Genomic DNA, 22018 nt, shown 5'->3' with positions numbered 1-22018 from the left:
ACAATGATCCTATTTAACAAACCGCCTTTTACCAGTAATGAAGAAAAATACGTTTTAGCATCGATGAAAAGCTCAAAAATCTCGGGAGATGGAGAGTTTACGAAACGCTGCCACGAATGGTTTGTAACTAAACTCGGATGCAGTAAAGCACTTTTGACCACATCGTGTACGCATGCACTTGAAATTGCTGCAATATTGCTAGATATACAAGAAGGCGATGAAGTGATCATGCCTTCTTATACTTTTGTCAGTACTGCCAATGCATTTGTTCTTCGTGGAGCTAAGATTGTGTTTGTAGACATTCGTCCCGATACAATGAATATAGACGAAACATTAATCGAAGCTGCAATTACCAACAAAACAAAAGCGATTGTGCCTGTCCATTACGCAGGAGTTGGATGTGAGATGGATGTTATTATGGATATTGCCAATCGTCACGGACTTTTTGTGGTCGAAGACGCTGCTCAAGGAATGATGTCTACCTATAAAGAGCGACCGCTTGGGACAATCGGGCATATAGGAGCGTATAGCTTTCATGAAACAAAAAACTATACCAGTGAAGGTGGACTTCTTGTTATCAATGATGCAAGATTTACACAAAGAGCTGAAATCATAAGAGAAAAAGGGACAAACAGAAGTCTATTTTTTAGAGGCATGGTTGATAAATACTCATGGGTAGATTTGGGCAGCAGTTATCTTATGAATGATATGAGTGCAGCCTATTTGTGGGGGAATCTTGAAAAAGCAGATGAAATTAATTCGAACCGATTAAATAGTTGGCAAAAATATTACGATGGATTAAAAGAGCTTGAAGAGAAAGGATTTCTTGAGCTTCCAAAAATCCCTACAGAATGTGTACAAAATGCACATATGTTTTATCTAAAAGTGAAAGATTTAAAAGAGAGAACAAAGCTGTTAGAGCACTTAAAAGAAAATGGCATCTTAGCAGTTTTTCATTATGTGCCATTACATTCTGCACCTGCAGGTTTGAAGTTTGGTAGATTTGAGGGGATGGATGAGTTTACTACAAGCGAGAGCGAAAGGCTAATTAGGTTGCCAATGTATTATCAACTTTTAGAGAATGACATTTTTATTATTGTCTCGAATATAAAAAAATATTTTCAAGGTACACATTTATGATCCCATTTTTAGATTTAAAAGGCTTAAATGCTCAATATAAAGATAAATTAATAGAAGCTTGTACCAGAGTAATAGATAGTGGTTGGTATATTCAAGGAAATGAGTGTAAAGAGTTTGAAAATGAATTTGCTGAATATTGTGGTACAAAACATGCCATCGGTGTGGCAAATGGTCTTGATGCACTTATCTTAATACTAAGAGCCTATAAAGAGCTAGGAGTTATGAAAGATGGCGATGAAGTGATAGTTCCTTCCAATACCTATATCGCATCGATTCTTGCTATCTCTCAAAACAATCTCGTTCCCGTTCTCGTAGAACCGAATATCGATACCTATTTGATCGATCCGATAAAAATCGAAGAAAAAATTACCTCTAAAACCAAAGCGATCCTCCCTGTACATCTCTACGGTCAAACGTGTGATATGGATGCTATTAATGCAATAGCAAAAAAATATAATCTAAAAGTAATCGAAGACTCAGCACAATCGCATGGAGCCTATTATGGTGAAAAGCGGAGTGGAAATCTGGGGGATGCCAGCGGATTTAGCTTTTATCCTGGTAAAAACCTAGGTGCACTAGGCGATGGTGGAGTTGTCACTACAAATGATGATACTCTTGCAAGCACTATCAGAGCACTTGCTAACTATGGAAGTCATAAAAAGTATGAGAATATTTACAAAGGCATAAATAGTCGCTTAGATGAAATGCAAGCAGCAATGTTAAGAGTAAAGCTAAAATATCTTGATATAGAAATAGAAAAAAGAAGAGAAATAGCAAACTACTATATGCAAAATATTAAAAATGAAAAGATCATCCTTCCAATTCAAAATTCAAAATTAAACACTCAAAATTACTCAAATCATGTGTGGCATTTATTTGTCATCAGAACAGAAAAAAGAGAAGAATTACAAAAATACCTCTTAGACAATGGAATTCAAACATTAATACATTATCCAATCCCACCACATAAACAAAATGCCTATAAAGAGTGGAATGATGTAAGCTATCCTGTCAGCGAAAAGATACATGAAGAAGTTCTAAGTTTACCTATAGGTGGGGCGCAGAGCCTAGAAGATACTATAAAAATAGTACAAGCAATCAATGGGTTCTGATTTTCCATTAGTTTCTATTATTATCCCAGCATATAATCATGAAAGATATATGGTTAAATGCTTGGATAGTGTACTAGAAACCAGCTATTCAAATAAAGAAATAATTATTATAGATGACGGCTCAACCGATAGTACTGATGAGAAGATTGCAGATTGGATAAAATTAAACTCAAATAAAATAGATATTATATACAAGAGTCAAGAAAATCAAGGTGTTAGTAAAACATTAAATAAACTAGTATCTTTAGCAAAAGGTGAGTATATATGTCTTTTGGCAAGTGATGATTATTTATTGCCAGATGGACTTTCTAGTAGAGTTAATTACCTAGAAGATAATTATAGCAAAATGGCTGTAATAGGTGATTGCATTATTGTAAATAACAATAATAAATGTTTATATACAAGTGCTTTAAAGGAGCACTTCAATAGAGATATAAAGCTTTATATGGACGACAATAGTCTTAAAAATGAAATTATTAGACATTGGTCTATTCCAGGCCCTGTCTTAATGGTGCGAAAAAAACTGTATGAGGATAACGACTTTAAATACAACGAAAACCTTATGACCGAAGATTGGGATTTTTATTTAAAGTTGGTATCAAAAAATTATTTAGGTTTTATAAATAAAAAAGTTAGTGCCTATAGAGTACATGAAGAAAATATCTCAAATATTCTCCGAAATAAGGTACTTAGAGATAGATTTCGTACCGTTTTTGCTAATCTCTCTTTTTTTGGCCCAAAAGATAAAATAAAGTTATTGAGCACGCTGTTTATATTTGTTATTATTTATTGTGCAAGATTTATAAAATTAAATAAGCTAAAAAAATACTTCAAATGAAAGCAATGCAAAAGAAAATAGTCATACTTTTATCCACTTATAATGGAGAGAAGTACCTAAAAGAGCAATTGGATTCGTTATTTGCTCAAACATATAAAGATTTTGAAATAATAACCAGAGATGATAAAAGCAGTGATGCTACATTAGATATACTGAAATCCTATAATATTAGGTTGATGGACATAAATGAGAATCTAGGTGCTAAAAATAGTTTTGCTACACTATTGCGATATGCAGTTGAAAATAGCAATGCGGAGTATTTTATGTTTTGTGATCAAGATGATATATGGGAAAACAATAAGATACAAATATCTCTTATAAAGATGCAAGAGACCAGTGAAAAGTTTGGTGATGTACCTCTTTTGGTGCATACCGATTTGGAAGTAGTGGATGAAAAGCTACATATTATAAATAATTCTTTTATGAATTTTCAAAAGATAGATCCATATAAAAATAAGTTCAACAATCTCATTGTGCAAAACACCATCACTGGGTGTACCATGATGATAAATAGAAAACTTGCAGAAAAGTGCCTACCTGTTTCAGACAGAGCCATTATGCATGACTGGTGGATAGGGCTTGTTGCGAGTCAATTTGGCAAGATAAGCTTTATAGATACAACTTGTATAAAATACAGACAGCATGTCGGCAATACCGTAGGGGCAGATGGATTTAGTTTTAAAGTATTATTTAAAACTTTTTATAAAATATTTTCTTTTGATATTGTTGGACAATACAAGTTTCAAGCTAAAGCTTTTTTGGAACAATTTGAAGATGAGCTGGATGAAAAAACTAAAGCAATGCTAAAGGATTTTACTGAGTTAGAGGAAAAATCATTTTGGCAAAAAAGAGTAATATTATGGAAATATAAACTTTTGAAACAAGGCTTTATTCGTAATCTAGGGTTATTTTTAAAGATTTAAGAATATAGGGGAAAGAGCTGTGCAGATAAGTGGGTCGATAGTTTTATATCAAAATAATGAAGAGCTTCTAAAAAAGGCAGTTTATAGTTTTTTAAACACTTCTATGGATGTAAAACTCTATTTGATAGATAATTCACCTACAGATAACTTAAGGTATCTCTCAAATATAGATGAGAGAGTGGAGTATATATACAACAATGCAAACTTAGGCTTTGGCAAGGCTCATAATATAGCTATAAATAAAAGTATCACAGATGGCACTAGTTACCACTTGGTTTTAAATCCCGATGCTTATTTTGAGCAAGGTGTGATGGAAGAGTTACATGAGTATATGCAAGCAAATCAAGATGTGGCAAATATAATCCCAAAAACATTTTATCCTAATGGAAAATTGCAGTACCTTTGTAATTTACTACCAACTCCAATAGAGCTAATTGCTAGAAGATTTATTCCTTTGGATAAAATGGTCCAAAAAATCAATCATAAATATGAACTTCATGATTTTGATTATGACAAGATTTTAAATGTTCCATTTTTAAATGGATGTTTTATGTTTTTACGAGTTGAACATCTAAAAAATATCGGTCTGTTTGATGAAAATATCTTTATGTATATGGAAGACACTGACCTCAACAGGCGACTCCATGCAAAATATAAAACTATTTTCTATCCAAAAGTCAGTATTACCCATGTACACGAAAGAGGGTCTCATAAAAATAAATCTTTACTGATAGCTCATATAAAATCTACAATCTACTATTTCAATAAATATGGTTGGTTTTTTGATAGTTTTAGAAGAGAGAAAAACAGAGAAGTTCAAGAAATAATAAAGAAGTATAAAATATGAAAAAATATCTCCTAAGTCTCATTCTTATTTTAATTGACATAGCAGTTTTGATGGCTCTTTTTTATTTAGCATATTATTTAAGAGTAAATATAGGCGACTTATTTCTACCAACATTTCATGAGCTGAGGCTTCAAAACTTTTATTTTGTCATTTTTGTCATTTTTATATTAATGTTTTATGAAAATATATATACTTTAAGATATGACTTTTGGCAAGAGACCAAAAAAATAATGCAGTCCATCCTCTATGGGTATCTTGTTATTATGGCGTTATTGGCGTTGGCAAAAATTTCAGATGGGTATTCGCGGATTTTTATAACCATCTATTTTACATTGGCCCTACTTATAATACCTCTAGCTAAAAGATATACTAAGAAATTTCTTTATAGATTTACATTTTTCCAAAAAAGAGTTTATATCATCGGAGAACAGACACAAAAAGATATTTTAAAAAAAGAGTTTCATGAAAACTGGTATCTTGGTATGCGATATGATGAAAAAAGATACGACACGGTAATTATCACATCAAAAGGTAGCGATACTTCAAAAATGAAGCAAAAGATTGCAAAATATCTACTTCACCATGCCGAGGTTTACATCGTCCCTTACATTTCGAGCGTTAATTTTGCAAACTCAAATATCATAGAGTACTCAAACATACGATACAACACAATCCAAGTGGAAAATAAACTTCTTCTTGCACACAATATATGGATTAAAAATATAGCGGAATTTTTTATTATACTTATTATCTTACTGCCATTCTTGGTTGTGCACACTGTCATTGGTTTATTGATTCGCTTGGATTCCAGAGGTGCAATTTTTTTCAAACAGCCTAGACTTGGAAAAAACAGTAGTAACTTTATCTGCTACAAGTATAGAACTATGTATGAAAACTCAGAGGCTACATTGGAAAAATACTTAAAAGAGCATCCTGAAGAAGTGGTATATTATGGAGAGTATCACAAATACCAAAATGACCCACGCATTACAGGACTTGGAAAGATGTTACGAGCCACTTCTTTAGATGAGCTACCTCAAATTATCAATATCTTAAAAGGTGAAATGAGTCTAATCGGTCCTCGCCCATATATGATAAATGAATCAGATAAGCTAGGGGAGAATAAACAATTTATTTTAAAAGTAAAACCTGGCATTACGGGGCTATGGCAAGTAAGCGGTAGAAACAATCTTACCTTTAAAGAGAGAAATGAACTGGAAATTTGGTATATAAAAAACTGGTCACTATGGGCTGATTTTGTAATCATAATGAAAACCATCAAGGTTGTTTTATCCAAGGTTGGAGCAAAGTAAAAATGGGTAAAGAGATAAAAGCTGAGTCAAATCAGCTGAGTTCACCTCTATTTTCCCACACTTTCTCAAAGGCACGAACTACATCATCCATATCATCTCTACTCATTCCAGGGCGCATAAGCTCATGAGTTATGATTTTGTTGTAGTGCATATCTTCACAAACAGGACAGTCGCCTTTTTTGTACTCCCGCTCTGTATGGTTAAACGGATACTCTCCAAAACAGATTTTTTCCTGATAGAGCGGTTGAAGATATAGAGGTTTTACATATCCGTAGCTAAGCAAAACAGCGCTGTCGTCCCGCATAATAGTTGGCGGAAGTTCAGCTTTTACAGCATCTATAAATCTGTTTCTATGAACTCCTGCTATCTTCTCATCAAACACAAGTATATGAACATAATAAGAGTGAGCTGCACCATCTCTAATGGGTGGAACTTTTAAAAATGGCATCTTTTTAAATCTCTCTTCCATATATAGAACATTTTCTACTCTTTGCTCAACCAAATCTTTTAACTTTAGCAGTTGAACTCTTGCGATAGAAGCCTCGATTTCCGTCATACGGTAGTTAAACCCTAGCATATTGTGAAGCTCACTCTTCTCTTTGTACCCTTTTGCGCCAATTACAACCTCTGCATGATTTCGGATAAGCTGAATTTTAAATGCTAGCTCATCACTGTTTGTTACCACGATTCCACCCTCTCCGCTATGTATATGCTTGTGATAGTTAAGCGAGAAAATACCAATATCCCCAAGCGTTCCAGCAAATTTACCATCAAGTTTTGCATAAGGAGCTTGTGCGCAGTCCTCTATGATTTTAAGATTGTGCTTGTCTGCTATCTCTCTCAAAGCCCTATAATCGCTCGGCTGTCCAAATATATCAACCGCCATAATCGCTTTTGTTTTTGAAGTTATCTTGCTCTCAACGGATTTTGGATCTATACAAAAAAACTCCTCTTCAATATCCGCAAACACAGGAATTCCACCATAAAGCAGTATCGCCGTAGCACTCGCACTCATAGTATAGGGAGAAACTATCACCTCATCGCCAGCGGTTATACCAAGCGCTCCGACTGCGGCATAAAGCCCAGAGGTTGCAGAGTTTACGCTTATGGCATGTTTGGAGCCAAAATACTCAGCCCACTCTTTCTCTAGTGCCCTAACTTCTGTCCCACCATAGAAATCATCATGCCAAGAGCCGATGTAAGTAGAGAGTTTACCGCTTCTAAGCACCCTTAAAACCGCTTCTTCTTCCTCTTTGCCTATTGTGTTGTAAGCTGGAAAAGGCTTATCTCTTAATTTTTTCCCACCATTTATTGCAAGTTGCACGACTCTCCTTTGAGTAGATTTTCTCTTATTTTTAGCAGCTTAGAACTAATACTGAGATGCTTTTCTAGCTGCTCTTTTGAGTTTTTATCCAAAAGAAACTCTAGACTATTTTTTGCGTAGTATTTTAGACTATTTGGATATTTTTTATGAAGTTTTAGCTCTTTTGTCCCTTTTACTTTTTTGGACTCTTTTGCCTTATAGACTCTTATATCAAAACCAGATTTCTGAATCTTTATAACACCTTTTTGACACACAATTTCCATCTCAAATATAGAAAACTCACTACTGTCAAAATTTATCAAAACTCCACTTGTCTGCTTGGTCTGCATCCAAAAAGAGCCGTAAATATCGCCATCAATTACACTTGCACCATTTGCCTCAAATTTGTTTATCTCTCCAAAAAAATGCTCAACAAGGCTCAGCACATGGGAACCGTTATGATAAAGCCCTTTGTTTACTCTTGCACTAAACCCTAAAACAGCTCCAAGTTTTCCTTTTTCAAGTAGTTTTTTAACGCCGTTTATAGATGGGTCAAAACATCGGATGAAGTTTATAAGCAGATTTGGGTTTTTCTTCTCGATAAGTTCATGGATTTTACTATACTCTCGCATATTTGAAACAAATGGTTTTTCACAGATTATATGTTTTATATCCGTTTTCAGAAGCACTTTTTCTAAAACATCAAAGTGCGATTCTGTATTTGAAGCAATAACTAAAAGGTCAATATCTTCCTTTTTTAGCATCTCATCAACACTTAAGTATGTACGAATATCACTTCTCCAGACGGAGCTAAATTTTTGCAAACTCATTTCGTTTATATCACAGCATGCTATAAGTTCTGTTATCTTACAAAGGGCAAACGCATGAGCATGAGTTAAAATTTCATCAGAATCTGGAGTGTCGTAAAATCCAGCGATATTTCCACATCCGACTATGGCAGCGTTCATCTTTATCCTATTTTACTATCTGTTTTATCATAGTAGCAAAATCAATTCCAAATGATTTTATCTCGTCCACAGATAGAGCTCTTTTAAAATCAGATAGTTTCATATTTTTATTTATGGCTCTAATTTTATTTTGCTCAAAAATAGGTACAACACACTCTCTTTTTGAAGGTGGCATAAGCGAGAGAGAGAGTTTTCCAAGCAACATTGCTTCAAAAAGTACGAAACCATCTATTCCAATGATAATTTTATTTTTACAGAGTGAGCTAATCAACGCTGTTTCATACGGATTTTCTATCTCTATTTTTATGTTTTTATATCTACTTGTCAAATAATCATATTTACCAATTTCATCCGAGGGATGAAGCCTTATATTTAGCTCATTTGTGCCGAAGAGTTCCATATTTTCACATATCTCTTCGTAAACCTCAAACTCATCAAATCCCCAATAATTTTCATTACCATAACTATTAAGAGCCACTTTTTTTGTAGGTTCACTTATAAAAAGCAGACTATTTTGCTCTTTTATCTGAGTATTCTCAAAAATCTCTATATCATCCAAAAGATTATAAAATCTAAGTTTTATGATATTTGCAAAACCTAAATCATCAGCCATTTCATAGCCATAAATATCATTCACGGTTATAAAATCAGAGATATTTTTTCTATAGTTTTTATCGGGATAGCCAAATCTCTCTCTATAGTTTACCCAATGTTCCAGCATCGCAACCGATGGAATATGAAGAGTTTTTGCCACTTTTATAAACTCTAGATGAGTCCTATTTTGCCAACTTGTGCCAACCAAAACAACGGCAGGTTTTAAAAAAAGAAGCTCTTGTTTTATGTCAGAATCTTTATCTAACTCTTTTATACAAACCCCAAGATTCGCTTTTTCAAAAACCAACCAAGCAGGAGACTCTTTAAACGCAAACAGGTGCCACTCATAATCTTCTTCATATCTTTTGATGATAGAGATTAGGTTATTGCTAGGTCCGCCATCATTAAAAAAAAGAGCAATTTTTACCAAGATATATCACTTTTTCCTAAAGCTTCTGCAAATGAAATATCACGAGTTGCCACTTTTCCTAAAATCTCTTTAAAATATTTTGGATGAAGTCCAAACCCGGGTCTTACGCTTCGCACAGACTCTTGGCTAAAAATTTCACCTTTTTTCATATTTTTTGTTACATAAAGACTTCTTGAGAACTGCCTATTTTTTCTCTTCTTTTCACTCATGCTATAGTCAACTCGCCCAAGAAGTTTCTCAGCATCTCTTATGGCTCTTACCATATCGCTAAACTCCTCTTTATTCATAGAAAACTCAGCATCAGCTCCGCCGATGGCTCTGTCAACTATAAAGTGTTTCTCTATCACTTTTGCCCCAAGAGCAACTGCGACAATAGGAGCGGTGCTTCCCATAGTGTGATCTGAAAAACCACTCACAACACCAAAAGTTTGAGCAAGGTTTGGGATAGTTAGGAGATTTGCCTCATGAAGCGGTGCCGGATATGCGGAAGTACACTTAAGCAGTATTATATTTTCATTACCCTCGGCTCTGCAAATATCAACAACATCTTGAATCTCATCAACCGTAGCAATTCCTGTACTTATGATAATGGGTCTGCCCTTAGAGGCAACATACCGCACAAGCTCATAATCCGTTATCTCAAAAGAGGCTATTTTATATGTTGAGGGACCGAACTGTTCTAAAAAATCAACAGCACTTTTATCAAAGGGAGTAGAAAATATATCTATCTCTATGCTTCTAGCAAACTCAAACAGCTCTCTGTGCCACTCCCATGGAGTGTATGCTTCTTTGTACAAATCATAAAGCTTTTTATCATCCCAAAGCGTTGTGCCTTTGATGATAAAATCCTCTCTATCACTGTCAAGCGTCAAAGTATCGGCGGTGTATGTTTGAAGTTTTATAGCATCCGCTCCGCACTCTTTCGCAGCCTTTATGGTATCAAGCGCATTTTGCAAACTTCCATTATGGTTAGCGCTCAGCTCCGCTATAATGTAAGTGCCATCTTTTTCTAAATCAAAATTACCTATTTTCATCTGCTACTCCTCTTCATTTCTAAACTTCATACAAATAATACTTTTTCCATCGGCTACTTTTTTACCACTATCTTTAAAGTTAAATTTTCTATATAGACCAATGGCTCTTTCATTATCAATAAATACTTCAAGATTTAGAGTTTTAAGTTTTAGAACCTCAAAAGCATACTTCAAGCCAACTTCTAAAAGCATACTTCCAGCTCCCTTGATTTTATCAATAGGATTTGCATAAAGCCCTATATCTGCGCTCTTTTTAGCAAAATTAATATCTGTAAAATCTACAACGCCGATATAATCAGTGTTTTTTTTCACAACCATATACTCTTTTGTTTTAGACATTTTCAGCGACGCTATAAACTTTAAGTGATTTTTAGTTGTGATATTTTGTGAGTCATGCATCCATTTTTTCACACTCTCATGATTTCGCCACACTAAAACCATCTTTTGCTCATTAAGTGTTAAATCAATAAAATTAATAAGCTCAAAGACCTCTTCTTTTAGCTCAATTTTCATTTTTTAATCATTTCTTTAACCATGGAGTTTAACTTTTTTTTACTAAATCGTCCCATAACACCAAAGCCATTTTTCTTCAAAAACTTATACATCTCTCCCTGATTATCGGCAGTTTTAATAGCTATAAAAGACAACTTCATAAAGTAAGCTTCATTTGCACTAACGCTAGGAGTGATGATACCAAAATCACTTTTTCTCATTAGCTTTGCAATTTTTTCTGAGTTTATATAAAGTTTTATCCACTTTTTTTCTTTGGCATACTCTTTTAAATCTTCCAAATTTTTATTTGCACTCGTAGTCACCACAACCGCTTTTACATGGTCAAAATCTTTAATAACTTCTAATATTTTTATATTTAGATTTTGAGTATCTGCCCCACCCATAGCTATAAAAATTTTTATATTCTTACTTTTTGTTTTAGGTATAGCTTTGGCTTTTTCTTTGTGGAATTCATCCCTAAGAAGCGTCTGTTTGCTTCCGCATCTAACTTCGCATGAGGATGGAACCAGCTCTTTGTATTTTGATTTTTTTGCATAGATATTATGATTTAAAAGTATGTCGCAGTGGTGTTTTTCGTAAGTATCGTCTAAAACAAAGATTTTTAACGCTGGGTTTTGTTGTTTTAATCTTTTTTCAAACTCAAAATCTATATCATAGTGGTCAATCACCAGCATATCTATATTTTTCTCTTTAACTAAAGCCTCTAGTTCGCCAATATTGGCACTTTTTAGTATCTCTAAATTATATCCCGCTTCTGTTATTTTATAATTTATATTTCCAGCTAAATCTTGCACGGCAAAAATAATTTTGGAATTTTCAAACTGCTTTGCAAGAACCAAATCTCGCATGATATGTCCAGTACCTATTGTCGAAGATGAGTCAGCTCTAATTAGGATGTTCATCTGTTGTTGTTTTCATAACGGCCTCGTACATAAACTCGGCTCTTTGCCAATCTTCTAAAGTATCAATATCTTGAACCAAATGACGAGGTAAGATAACAGGGATACTATCTTTTCCAAACATAACCTCGCTTGAATATTTACCGACTTTACTCCAGTAAAACTGCCCTGCATCTTGGTATGCTTCTTCCAAATCTTGACTTCTTTTTGGATAGTTTTCAGGCCAAAACATCTCACATCTTCCATTTTCATCCAGCTTAAAAGTTCGCTGAATTGGAAACGGCATAGAGGTGCATGAAAAAGCGTTTATGGCACTGCTATTTTTTAACTTCTCATACCCCTCTACAAGATATCTGCCTTGAAGCAGAGGTGCCGTTGCGTAGATAGTGCACATGTACTCATATTTCTCGCCCCTATCTTCTAAATACTTTAAAGCATGGTCTATAACCTCTTTTGTATTTGTGAAGTCATCACTAAGCTCTTTTGGTCGTAAAAATGGAACCTCTGCACCATATTCTCTTGCAATCGCCGCTATCTCTTCATCGTCCGTAGTAACTATAACTTTTTCAAAAATATTTGCATCAAGTGCCGCTTGTATGGAATAGGCGATGAGTGGTTTGCCATGAAATAACTTAATATTTTTTCGTGGAATTCGCTTACTTCCGCCTCGCGCCGGGATAATTGCAACTGCTTTTGTTTTCATTTAAAAACTGCATCCTCTATGATTATATTTGCGAATGGTATCCAAAAACATATCTGCAACATATTTTGCATCTTCCATACTCATCTTTTGATGACATGGTATTGAGATTTCACTTCTGTAAAAATCATCCGCCACCATAAGCGAGACATCACCGAATTTCTCTCTGTAAAAACTGTTTTGATAGATTGGTTTGTAGTGAACCTGAACACCAAGCCCAAGACTTTGCAACTCTTTGAAAATATCCTCTTTTGGGCATTGCAGTTCTGGATTTAAGATTATTGGATATAAATGTCTCGAACTTATCATATTTGAGGGAGTCTTTTGAGTGATAAAGAGCTTCTCATTTTTAAATCTCTCATCATAATAAGAAGCTATGTCACTACGAACTTTTATAAAACTGTCCAATTTTTTAAGTTGGTTAAGTCCAAGCGCTGCCGCGAACTCTGTTAATCTAAAGTTGTGTCCCATGGCTACCATGTCAGAGTTCCAAAGCTCTTTTTTAACCACTCCATGTGAGCGAAAAAGCCTCATTCTTTTTGCAAGCTCCTCATTGTCGGTTAAAACTGCACCGCCCTCACCTGTTGTTATGGGCTTGATTGCATGGAAAGAGAATATTGTCATGTCAGCAAATGAACCGACTTTTTGCTCATCAACACTTGAACCTAGGGCATGGGAAGCATCATCTATTAGTATTAGATTGTGTTTTTCTGCTATATCTTTTATCTTTTGTATCTCAACAACTTTTCCGCCAAAATCTACAACTACTATCGCTTTTGTTTTTGGAGTTATAAGCCCTTCTATAAGTCGCTCGTCTATGTTTCCATCAAGTTTCACATCGCACCAGACGGGCTTTGCTCCAAGCAAGACAAACATATTTGAGGTTGCTACAAAACTAATTGGGGTTGTGATTATCTCATCACCCTCACTGATTCCACATATGACATAAGCGGCTAAAAGTGCAGAGGTTGCAGAGTTAAAAGAGACGGCAAATTTCGCACCAGCATAGTCGCAAAGAGCATTTTCAAACTCTTCAACTTTCGCGCCTTGAGTTAAAAACGGAGAGTTTAAAACACTTACCACCACATCAATATCATCTTGCTCAATCAGCTGTGTAGAGTAGGGAATCATCTGCTATTTCTCAATCTCGGTATGGTTCATTTTTGCAACCAAATCCTCACTGCTTAACCACTCTGTATTATTTCCAGAGTTGTACTCAAAGCCCTGAGCAACCGCCACTCCAGTCTCACCTATAAGATTCTTTTTAAAGTCAGAACTTTGCGTAAACTGAATAGTAGGCGTTATTACATAATGATCATCAAACTCTAGCGTAAGATGACTATCGTCCGATGGACACATAATCTCATGGAGTTTCTCTCCGGGGCGAATTCCTATGATCTTATGAGGCAGATTTGGAGCCATTGCAAGTGCCAAATCAGTCATTTTCATAGATGGGATTTTTGGGATAAATATCTCTCCACCCTGCATCCTCTCAAAGTTTTTAAGAACAAACTTTACCCCATCTTCAAGTGTGATTAGAAATCTTGTCATTTTCACATCAGTTATTGGGAGCTCTGTTGCACCCTCATGGATAAGTTTTTGAAAAAATGGTACAACTGAGCCACGAGAACCTATAACATTGCCATATCTAACAACCGAAAACTTTGTTTCTCTATCGCCAGTTAGGTTATTTGCTGCCACAAAAAGCTTATCACTTGCTAGTTTTGTTGCACCGTAAAGATTTACAGGATTTGCCGCTTTGTCAGTCGAGAGGGCTATAACTTTTTGCACGCCTGTTTCAAGTGCTGCATCTATAACATTTTGAGCACCCATAATATTTGTTTTTATGCACTCCATCGGGTTATACTCTGCAATCGGCACATGCTTCAGTGCTGCTGCATGTATCACAAAATCAACACCTCGCATAGCTTTTAAAAGTCTCTTTTCATCTCTAACATCACCAATAAAATAGCGCATGCAAGAATCCGTAAAGGTTTGTGCCATCTCATACTGTTTTAACTCATCTCTTGAAAATATGATTATTTTGTTTGGTTTGTATTTTTTTAAGATTATCTCTGTGTATTTTTTGCCGAAACTACCTGTTCCGCCCGTTATGAGTATATTTTTTTCATTGAACATTGGCAATCCTGTAATTGAGGCTATTTTTTAATTTTTAAGCAAGTTTAGTACCATGTTGTTTTGATTATCAAAATTTTGTGTTGAGTATAAGCAGTATGTTTTTAGATAAAGCAGATAGTCTTAAAAATTAAGATTTGGCAATTTTGTTTGTCTGAATCTATTTCGCCACTGCCAACATCAAAATAACCGCTTTAATAACCAAATAAATAAAGATAATATGAGGAACACGATTAATTAAGGCGTTGCCAAAATTGTTGGTTTTTTGCAAAATAAAATTCTATCTATTAAATTTTGAATAACTTTAAAACAACCAAAGCAGTAAAAATATTTCAAAATAAAAATTAAGTTGTTTTTTATGATATTCTAAAAGAAAGAGTATCTCCATATGAGTTTTAAAACTTATATGGAGGATTTAAAATTAGTTAATTAGAGTTTTATTTACTTTGTAATTCTTCTACAATAGCTTCTCTTAACTCTTTGAGTTCAAGCCCAGCAAGCGAATTCTTATTTTATAAAATTAAGTTAAATTTTTAATAATAAATAAAAACCCTAAAGCCCATTGCCCCACATATGCATCTTCTTGGCAATTATTAAATCACAGTCATCTAAGATGGCTATCTCGTTTGCAACTCTAAATTCACACGCCTCTAACATCTCTTTTACTAAAGCAGTATCTACTAAATCTTTTTTTTCTATAATGATTATGTTTGCGGTGTTTGCTAATGCTCGGTATGCTAGTTTTAAAATCATCTCTTGATTTTCATGAAGAGAGAATATATGGCTTAGCATAACCATATCATAATCTCTTGGGGATGCACGAAAAGGCAAGGAAAACTCTTTTATATGTTGAAGATTCTCATATTTTGCGAATAGCGCATCAGTTAGATTGTCTTCACTATAAAGTGCGAGATTAAATCGTCCATCCACTTTTTTGATTATCTCATCGAACCAGATAGTTGTATCATCTACTTCTGTTGTTACTTGTAGGTAGCAGTTGCCAGGAAGTGGGTTAAATAACTTCTTAAACTGCTCCAGATTTTTCACTTTTGTTAGTACGCCAGTTCGTTTAACTCTCTAAATAAGTAGGCTTCCACAATGTCATCAATATTTCTTTGTGTATGAGCAACTAAAACCATCATATTTTGCTCTATAAACGGCCATACATACTCGTTATCGTTACTAACGACAAGAACTTCACTTAGGTCTTCAAACGCATCTTTGTCTGCATTAAAGTTTGTTTGAGTAACTCTACCCTCTTCTATAAGCAGTTGCGCCCAAACTTTTACATCTTCTATCTTTGTAAGTGACGCTTCTTCGGCATCATCACTATCCATTGGAATTAAAATGAACATTGCTAATCAACCTTTTTAAGGTCAAGTGCTAATGCTTCATTATCCATAACGCCTATATCTTTGCTCAAAACTGCTTTTGCTATGTTTTTTGCATCTTCAAGTGAGTGCATTTTGTATGTTCCGCATTGGTAAACATTTAGCTCTGGAATATCCTTTTGCTCTTTTACCTCTAAAATATCCGACATACTTGCTCTCCAAGCATCTGCAACAACATGCTCATCAGGCGTGCCGATAAGACTCATATAAAAACCAGTTCTACAACCCATCGGCGAAATATCTATAATCTCAACGCCATCATGATTTAGATGTTCTCTCATAAATCCAGCAAAAAGATGCTCGAGTGTATGGATACCCTCTTGAGATAAAATCTCCTCATTTGGTCTAACAAATCTCAAATCAAAAACTGTAATATCGTCTCCACTTGGAGTTTTCATCCCTTTTGCACGACGAACGGCAGGAGCTGGCATAATTGTGTGATCTACACAGAAACTATCGAGTAGTGGCATATAAATTCCTTTTTTTATTTTATTGTATCTTTTTTTGTTAACTATATATCTTTTTTACGCGCCCAACTTCGCCGCTCATTAAGCGAACTTTTATCCCATGTGGATGATTTGGTGAACTTGTTAAAATATCCCTAACTACGCCATCTGTTAAAACTCCGCTACACTGGTCTTGCTTTAAAACTATGGCTACGCTTTGATTACTTTTTATATTTTTTCTCTGGGTGCCATCTGACATGGAATACCTCCTCTTATTGCGCTCTGTTTATATTTTTTAAGTGGCTATAAAAGCATTGATTCTGCGTTTTTAACAATATGGTCTATCTCTTCTCCCTCTTTTTGTATGGCGGTGCCGAGGCGTATTCTATAATGAGACTCTTGGCGTAATTTTTCACTTATTTTTTCACTATTTTCAGCTGTATCAACAAAATATGCAAGCAAAAATTGTTTCTCTCCCCATCGCACAAGCATATCATTTTTGCGAATAATGCCCTTAATATGTGTGACAAAATCTTTTAAAGTTTTTTCATTAATAACATTTTGAGTTACTAGATCTATGATAGTAATTCCAATGGTTTTTTTATTAAAAATTGCTGCATTATAAAAACTTTGCAATGTATGCATAAAATATTTTTTATCATACGCAAGGCTCTCTTTATCAATACTTGTATCATTTTCAATCATAATTCGCTTAATTAAGTCTTGAGAAATATCAGTAAATGTCAATAGCGCATAATCTAAAGCAGGCGTTTGAACATCTAAAGAAAAAGCGTAAGCATCAATTTTATAATCTAGCATGCTAACAATTTTTTCTTCTTCTGGCAGTTTTATAAATTCATCAACCCAATGTTCTAAATTTTCTATATTTCCAGCATGAAAATAGCTATCATAAGGGACAAAACGGCTAAATATAGAGCTATATTCCCGTATAAACTCCTTAGGGGTATCAATATTTGTAAAATCAATAAAAGCCTTGTTAAAGAGTATTGGAGTATTGTTGTGCAGCAGAACAATAAGATCTTTTTGTCTATCTATGGTCGATTTAAATAATTTATAATATGGGGTGTTGCTATCCGTCTTATCTTTTTGTTCGTCTAAATTATTCATTACCCAACCTTTTTTGCAATATAATTAACTGCCAGAAAGTATATCTTTTCTATCAAAAATATGACTTAAACTATTTAAAAAAAATATACTACGAACACATAATATCATAAGGTCGTCTTATCTCTTTTATAAGCTCATCAACACTCATATGACGAGACTTTCTCAAAAATTCACTTCCTTCTAGAAAAATTAAAACAGTAGGAATGGCAAAAACGCTAAAACTTGCGGCTAGCTCTTGCTCTATTGAAACATCAATGTTTATGATTTTAAACTCACTAAAGTTACTCTCTATAGCGCTTACTAATTTTGGCTTTAAGGCATGGCAGACATTGCACGACGGTGCTGAAAAGTAAAGCATTACCGCCCTATTTTCTTCTATAATTTTTTTAATATCTTCAACTCTCTGCATATCTTAAAACCTCTGTTTTTGTACGAAATTATACTATAATCGCACTTATGAGTTCTATTATATACTCCATCTTAGGTATTTACTTTTTTATATTCTTGGGCTATCTTGCGAAGATGAGCTTTAAAGATGATGTTGATGAGAAAACAATAACAATCATAAATATTTACTTCTTACAAGTTTTTCTGACATTTTGGGGACTTCTGATTCGCCCCATAGACATAACTCTACTTTTTGCACCATCCATATATTTTCTAGTTACTATAATTGTTTTAGCGTTATCTGCTTTTATTGCAAAAAAAATATTTTCTACACAAAAAGAGCGTTCAATTGCAACAGTTTCGGCCGCTATAGGAAACACAGGAAATCTAGGGATACCGCTTTGCATAGCCATTTTCGGCGAAGAGTCCATCCCGTATGTAACAGTCATAAATCTTGTAAATGTTTTTGTGGTCTATACTTTTGGAGTTTTTTACTACTCAAGAGGCGCTTATGATACAAAAACATCGCTAAAAAACATAGTAAAACTTCCTATACTCTGGGCTGCAATGTTTGCCATCGCTCTTAGTTTCTTCAACTACAAACCAAACGAAGCTATTATGAAAACACTCATGATGGGCGCTTATGCCTCAATGACAATGCAGCTATTTTTATTTGGAATCTACCTCTACGGAACAAAAATAAAAGAGATAAGCAAAAAGCTGGCTATATGGGTCATAAGCATGAAATTTATCATAATTCCGGCTGTATCTTTTTTAATTCTCTACAATATTGAACTAGATTTAACCATAAAAGGGATAATTTTTATAGAGCTTCTAATGCCACTAGCAGTTGCAAATGTTAACATCGCATCGCTTTATGATTGTAGTCCAAGAGTTGTAACCGCCCTTGTATTTGTCTCTTCAATTCTATTTTTAGGAGTTATTTTTGTAGGAGTTAAAGTTTTGGCTTACTTATAAAAGATGAATAAAATATATGAGATATACAAACAACTGCACGCCAACTATGGGTCTCAAGGATGGTGGCCAATTTTGGGATATGGGTACCATAAGGATGATTACACTTTTCCAAGAAATAGTGATGAAATATTTGAAGTCTGTTTGGGTAGTATCTTAACTCAAAACACAACATTTACCTCGGTTGTAAAATCGCTAGAAAATTTATATGCAAAAGGGGCGATAAACCCTTATAAAATTGAAAATATGGATATTAAAGAGCTAAAAGAGGCAATAAGACCATCCGGATACTACAACCAAAAGGCTCTTTATATTTTAGAGTTTATAAAGTTTTACAAATCACTTGATGGCAAAACCCCAACCAGAGAAGCCCTACTTAACATAAAAGGAATAGGTGAAGAGACGGCGGATTCTATGTTGCTTTATGGTTATAAAGAGCTGGAGTTTAAAGTTGATGCTTATACAAAAAGATTATTAACTCATTTGGAACTTGTAGATGAGAGAGCAAAGTACGGCAACATAAAACAACTTATGCAGAATTCTTTAAAAGAGGTTATTAATGATAAAGAAAATCTCCTCAGAGTGTATCAAGAGTTTCATGCTCTAATAGTAGAACATGGTAAAAAATACTACTCTAAAAAGCCTTATGGCGTTGGATGTTTTTTGGCGAATTAATCACCAAAAACAGTTCCACCCACATCTTTATCGCTATATTGGCTATGAGTTCCATCACAAAATGGGAAATTTTTACTAGACTTGCACATACAGATATGATATTGTCTTGTATCTTCAACAACAACTTTTTTTGGAAGACAACTTGTTACTTTGTGACTTCCATCACAAAAAACACCATCTTTACTTCTGCCACAAGCACATAAATAGTACTCAACGCCACCTTCTAGCGTAACACCTTTTGGTTTATTAGAAAAAACTATAGCTTCGCCGCACATATACTACTCCTTTTTATCTATTTGCATACCATTATAAGATAAAAAAAGCCAATAATGCTTAAGAAAATTATACTCTAGCTAAAATTCCCTCTACGCTAAATCCAAATTTCTCAAATAGCTTTTCAGCCGGAGCAGAAGCACCGAATGTGTCCATACCAATTACCTCATCAGCCAATCTGTACCACTCTAACCCTCTTGCTGCTTCAACTGCTACTTTTTTACTGTCTACTTTTATAACTAAATCTATATATGTCTTATCTTGCTCTATAAAAAGGTCGTAACACGGAATTGAAGCAACATTGACTTTAATGCCTTTTGCATTTAACGCCTCTTTTACTTTAAGACATAGCTCAACTTCCGAGCCAGATGCCATCAAAGTTATAGTTGCATTTTCATCTTTTGCAACCAAATATCCACCTTTAGAAATTTCACCAACTACGGCTTTTGGAAGCACACTTAGATTTTGACGAGAGCAGACAAATGCCGATGGAGATTTTTTCATACTAAGAGCAACTCTCCACGCTTCAATATTTTCAGCGCCATCTGCAGGACGCCATACATAGAAGTTTGGAAGTGCGCGGAACTGGCTTAAATGCTCAATCGGCTGATGTGTAGGTCCATCTTCTCCAACTCCGATGCTGTCATGTGTCCAGATAAAAAATTGCTGAATTCCTGTAAGTGCCGCTATTCTAGCTGCTGGTTTTAAATAGTCCGAAAACACAAAAAATGTAGCCGAGAACGGCATAAGCGGTCCATAAAGAGCCATTGCATTTACAATTGAAGCCATTGCATGTTCGCGAATTCCAAAGTAAATATTTCGCCCTTTTGGATAGACTCCCATATCTATAAGTTCTGTTTTATTTGATGGACTTAAATCTGCACTGCCGCCTAAAAAGCAAGGAAGAGCCCTAGCTATTGCGTTCATAATCTTTCCGTTTGTGTTTCTTGTAGCATCTGCCTTTTCAAAAAGAGGCCATTGGATTTTTGAGAAATCAGGATTTTGCAGAGCAACAAGCGCTTCATTTTGCTCCATAAGCGGAAGAGTTTTTAAGCTATGAATCCACTCTCTCTCCGCCAAATCGCCCTTTTCAATCGCACATCTAAAACGAATTAAAACATCCTCATCAACATGGAATGATTTTTCAGGATTAAAACCAACAGCTCTTTTTGCCTCTGCAATAACATCAGCACCAAGCGGAGCGCCATGAGAGTGATGTGAGCCCTCTAATTTGCCGGCACATTTCGCTATTGTTGTGTTTGCTATGATTATAGTCGGCTTAGAGTTTGATTTTGCAGTAGTAATCACACTATCTATCTCATCAAAATTGTGTCCATCACACTCTAACACTGCCCAATCCTGAGACTCAAATCTGCCGCGGATATTTTCACTTATGCTTAAACTTGTTGAACCCTCAATTGTAATACGGTTTGAATCATAAATGAGTATAAGATTGTCTAGTTTGTTGTGTCCAGCAATAGAACAAGCTTCATAGCTAATCCCCTCTTCTAAATCCCCATCTCCGCATAAGCAGTAAACTTTATGGTCAATCACATTTGCAGTCTCTGAATTTGTCTGTGCGCCTACAAACTTTGAAGCCATAGCAAAACCAACAGCATTTGCGATGCCTTGTCCTAGTGGTCCAGTTGTTATCTCAATTCCAGCTGTATGTCCAAACTCTGGATGTCCAGGAGTTTTAGAGTCTAGCTGGCGAAAATTTTTCAAATCATCGATAGTTAAACCATATCCCCAAAGATAGTAAAGTGAGTATATTAAACCAGTTGCGTGTCCACCAGAAAATACTAACCTATCGCGATTTAACCAAGATGGATTTTTTGGATTATGATTCAGATGTTCGCTTAAAACAACTGCGATATCTGCTAAACCCATCGGTGCACCAGGATGACCTGAGTTTGCTCGTTGAACCATATCTGCTGCTAAAAATCTTATACTGTTTGCCATCTTTTGACGAATTTCATTGCTCATACTAATT

The 22018-nt window shown here is 34.8% G+C and carries 25 protein-coding genes; 8 read left to right on the top strand and 17 right to left on the bottom strand.

Going from position 1 to position 22018, the window contains the following annotated elements:
* Window positions 1–3 precede the first annotated feature (3 nt).
* The 6 genes from rffA to PHV22_RS07350 are packed head-to-tail and all read left to right on the top strand — an operon-like array spanning window position 4 to window position 6173.
* Entirely contained in the window at window positions 4–1140 is a 1137-nt protein-coding gene (gene rffA, locus PHV22_RS07375) for a dTDP-4-amino-4,6-dideoxygalactose transaminase (protein WP_299946773.1), read from the top strand.
* Complete coding sequence (locus PHV22_RS07370) at window positions 1137–2252, top strand: DegT/DnrJ/EryC1/StrS aminotransferase family protein (RefSeq protein ID WP_299946770.1); 1116 nt, start codon at window positions 1137–1139, stop codon at window positions 2250–2252. The genes rffA and PHV22_RS07370 overlap by 4 nt, the downstream gene beginning before the upstream one ends.
* A complete protein-coding gene (locus tag PHV22_RS07365) occupies window positions 2242–3090 on the top strand; it encodes a glycosyltransferase (protein WP_299946767.1) in 849 nt (282 codons plus the stop codon). Before PHV22_RS07370 ends, PHV22_RS07365 begins: the two co-directional genes overlap by 11 nt.
* Entirely contained in the window at window positions 3087–4013 is a 927-nt protein-coding gene (locus PHV22_RS07360) for a glycosyltransferase family 2 protein (protein ID WP_299946764.1), read from the top strand. Before PHV22_RS07365 ends, PHV22_RS07360 begins: the two co-directional genes overlap by 4 nt.
* 19 nt (window positions 4014–4032) lie before the next feature.
* Window positions 4033–4860: a glycosyltransferase family 2 protein gene (locus PHV22_RS07355; protein ID WP_299946761.1), complete on the top strand. Its 828-nt coding sequence runs from the start codon at window positions 4033–4035 to the stop codon at window positions 4858–4860.
* Window positions 4857–6173, top strand: coding sequence for an exopolysaccharide biosynthesis polyprenyl glycosylphosphotransferase (locus PHV22_RS07350; protein ID WP_295022731.1), 1317 nt, complete (start codon window positions 4857–4859; stop codon window positions 6171–6173). The genes PHV22_RS07355 and PHV22_RS07350 overlap by 4 nt, the downstream gene beginning before the upstream one ends.
* Before the next feature lie 31 nt (window positions 6174–6204).
* Here the strand turns inward: PHV22_RS07350 and PHV22_RS07345 are convergent, their stop codons facing one another.
* The 15 genes from PHV22_RS07345 to PHV22_RS07275 all read right to left on the bottom strand — a co-directional run bounded on the left by PHV22_RS07345 (window position 6205) and on the right by PHV22_RS07275 (window position 18124).
* On the bottom strand, window positions 6205–7497 hold the full coding sequence (locus PHV22_RS07345) for a DegT/DnrJ/EryC1/StrS aminotransferase family protein (RefSeq protein WP_299946758.1): 1293 nt from the start codon (window positions 7495–7497) through the stop codon (window positions 6205–6207).
* Window positions 7482–8444, bottom strand: a complete 963-nt coding sequence (locus tag PHV22_RS07340; RefSeq protein ID WP_295022727.1) for a Gfo/Idh/MocA family oxidoreductase — start codon at window positions 8442–8444, stop codon at window positions 7482–7484. The genes PHV22_RS07345 and PHV22_RS07340 overlap by 16 nt, the downstream gene beginning before the upstream one ends.
* Window positions 8445–8451: 7 nt before the next feature.
* On the bottom strand, window positions 8452–9468 hold the full coding sequence (locus tag PHV22_RS07335) for a hypothetical protein (protein WP_295022725.1): 1017 nt from the start codon (window positions 9466–9468) through the stop codon (window positions 8452–8454).
* Window positions 9462–10502, bottom strand: coding sequence for a pseudaminic acid synthase (pseI, locus tag PHV22_RS07330; RefSeq protein ID WP_295022723.1), 1041 nt, complete (start codon window positions 10500–10502; stop codon window positions 9462–9464). The genes PHV22_RS07335 and pseI overlap by 7 nt, the downstream gene beginning before the upstream one ends.
* Before the next feature lie 3 nt (window positions 10503–10505).
* Window positions 10506–11015, bottom strand: a complete 510-nt coding sequence (pseH, locus tag PHV22_RS07325; protein WP_295022721.1) for a UDP-4-amino-4,6-dideoxy-N-acetyl-beta-L-altrosamine N-acetyltransferase — start codon at window positions 11013–11015, stop codon at window positions 10506–10508.
* Complete coding sequence (gene pseG / locus PHV22_RS07320; RefSeq protein WP_299946754.1) at window positions 11012–11917, bottom strand: UDP-2,4-diacetamido-2,4,6-trideoxy-beta-L-altropyranose hydrolase; 906 nt, start codon at window positions 11915–11917, stop codon at window positions 11012–11014. The genes pseH and pseG overlap by 4 nt, the downstream gene beginning before the upstream one ends.
* Window positions 11901–12617, bottom strand: coding sequence for a pseudaminic acid cytidylyltransferase (gene pseF / locus PHV22_RS07315; protein ID WP_299946751.1), 717 nt, complete (start codon window positions 12615–12617; stop codon window positions 11901–11903). The genes pseG and pseF overlap by 17 nt, the downstream gene beginning before the upstream one ends.
* Window positions 12618–13745 (bottom strand): UDP-4-amino-4,6-dideoxy-N-acetyl-beta-L-altrosamine transaminase, encoded by a 1128-nt coding sequence (gene pseC / locus PHV22_RS07310; protein WP_299946748.1) that lies wholly within the window; start codon window positions 13743–13745, stop codon window positions 12618–12620. It lies immediately after the preceding gene.
* Window positions 13746–13748: 3 nt separating this feature from the next.
* Window positions 13749–14753: a UDP-N-acetylglucosamine 4,6-dehydratase (inverting) gene (gene pseB / locus PHV22_RS07305; protein ID WP_299946745.1), complete on the bottom strand. Its 1005-nt coding sequence runs from the start codon at window positions 14751–14753 to the stop codon at window positions 13749–13751.
* A gap of 549 nt (window positions 14754–15302) precedes the next feature.
* Entirely contained in the window at window positions 15303–15797 is a 495-nt protein-coding gene (locus PHV22_RS07300) for a hypothetical protein (protein ID WP_299946742.1), read from the bottom strand.
* Between the two features lie 5 nt (window positions 15798–15802).
* On the bottom strand, window positions 15803–16105 hold the full coding sequence (locus tag PHV22_RS07295) for a hypothetical protein (protein ID WP_299946739.1): 303 nt from the start codon (window positions 16103–16105) through the stop codon (window positions 15803–15805).
* Between the two features lie 2 nt (window positions 16106–16107).
* Window positions 16108–16611: an S-ribosylhomocysteine lyase gene (luxS, locus tag PHV22_RS07290; protein WP_299946736.1), complete on the bottom strand. Its 504-nt coding sequence runs from the start codon at window positions 16609–16611 to the stop codon at window positions 16108–16110.
* A gap of 37 nt (window positions 16612–16648) precedes the next feature.
* On the bottom strand, window positions 16649–16846 hold the full coding sequence (locus PHV22_RS07285; protein WP_295022676.1) for a YwbE family protein: 198 nt from the start codon (window positions 16844–16846) through the stop codon (window positions 16649–16651).
* A 44-nt stretch (window positions 16847–16890) separates the two neighbouring features.
* On the bottom strand, window positions 16891–17715 hold the full coding sequence (locus PHV22_RS07280; protein ID WP_295022673.1) for a hypothetical protein: 825 nt from the start codon (window positions 17713–17715) through the stop codon (window positions 16891–16893).
* A gap of 88 nt (window positions 17716–17803) precedes the next feature.
* A complete protein-coding gene (locus PHV22_RS07275) occupies window positions 17804–18124 on the bottom strand; it encodes a co-chaperone YbbN (RefSeq protein WP_295022671.1) in 321 nt (106 codons plus the stop codon).
* Between the two features lie 47 nt (window positions 18125–18171).
* Here PHV22_RS07275 and PHV22_RS07270 point away from each other — a divergent pair, with 47 nt between their 5' ends.
* Together PHV22_RS07270 and PHV22_RS07265 are read left to right on the top strand one after the other, a co-directional pair.
* Entirely contained in the window at window positions 18172–19080 is a 909-nt protein-coding gene (locus PHV22_RS07270; RefSeq protein ID WP_295022670.1) for an AEC family transporter, read from the top strand.
* Between the two features lie 3 nt (window positions 19081–19083).
* Window positions 19084–19752 (top strand): endonuclease III domain-containing protein, encoded by a 669-nt coding sequence (locus tag PHV22_RS07265; protein ID WP_295022668.1) that lies wholly within the window; start codon window positions 19084–19086, stop codon window positions 19750–19752.
* On the opposite strand, the gene PHV22_RS07260 is transcribed toward PHV22_RS07265, so the two are convergent.
* Both PHV22_RS07260 and tkt read right to left on the bottom strand, forming a co-directional pair.
* A complete protein-coding gene (locus PHV22_RS07260) occupies window positions 19749–20027 on the bottom strand; it encodes a CDGSH iron-sulfur domain-containing protein (protein WP_295022666.1) in 279 nt (92 codons plus the stop codon). The two genes, PHV22_RS07265 and PHV22_RS07260, sit on opposite strands and share 4 nt — an antisense overlap.
* Window positions 20028–20094: 67 nt before the next feature.
* A complete protein-coding gene (tkt, locus tag PHV22_RS07255) occupies window positions 20095–22011 on the bottom strand; it encodes a transketolase (protein WP_295022659.1) in 1917 nt (638 codons plus the stop codon).
* Window positions 22012–22018 lie beyond the last annotated feature (7 nt).

Source organism: Sulfurimonas sp., assembly GCF_028713515.1.
Lineage (GTDB): Bacteria > Campylobacterota > Campylobacteria > Campylobacterales > Sulfurimonadaceae > Sulfurimonas.
The sequence above is the reverse complement of the archived record's forward strand: the minus strand, read 5'-3'. Positions and strand labels throughout refer to the sequence as shown.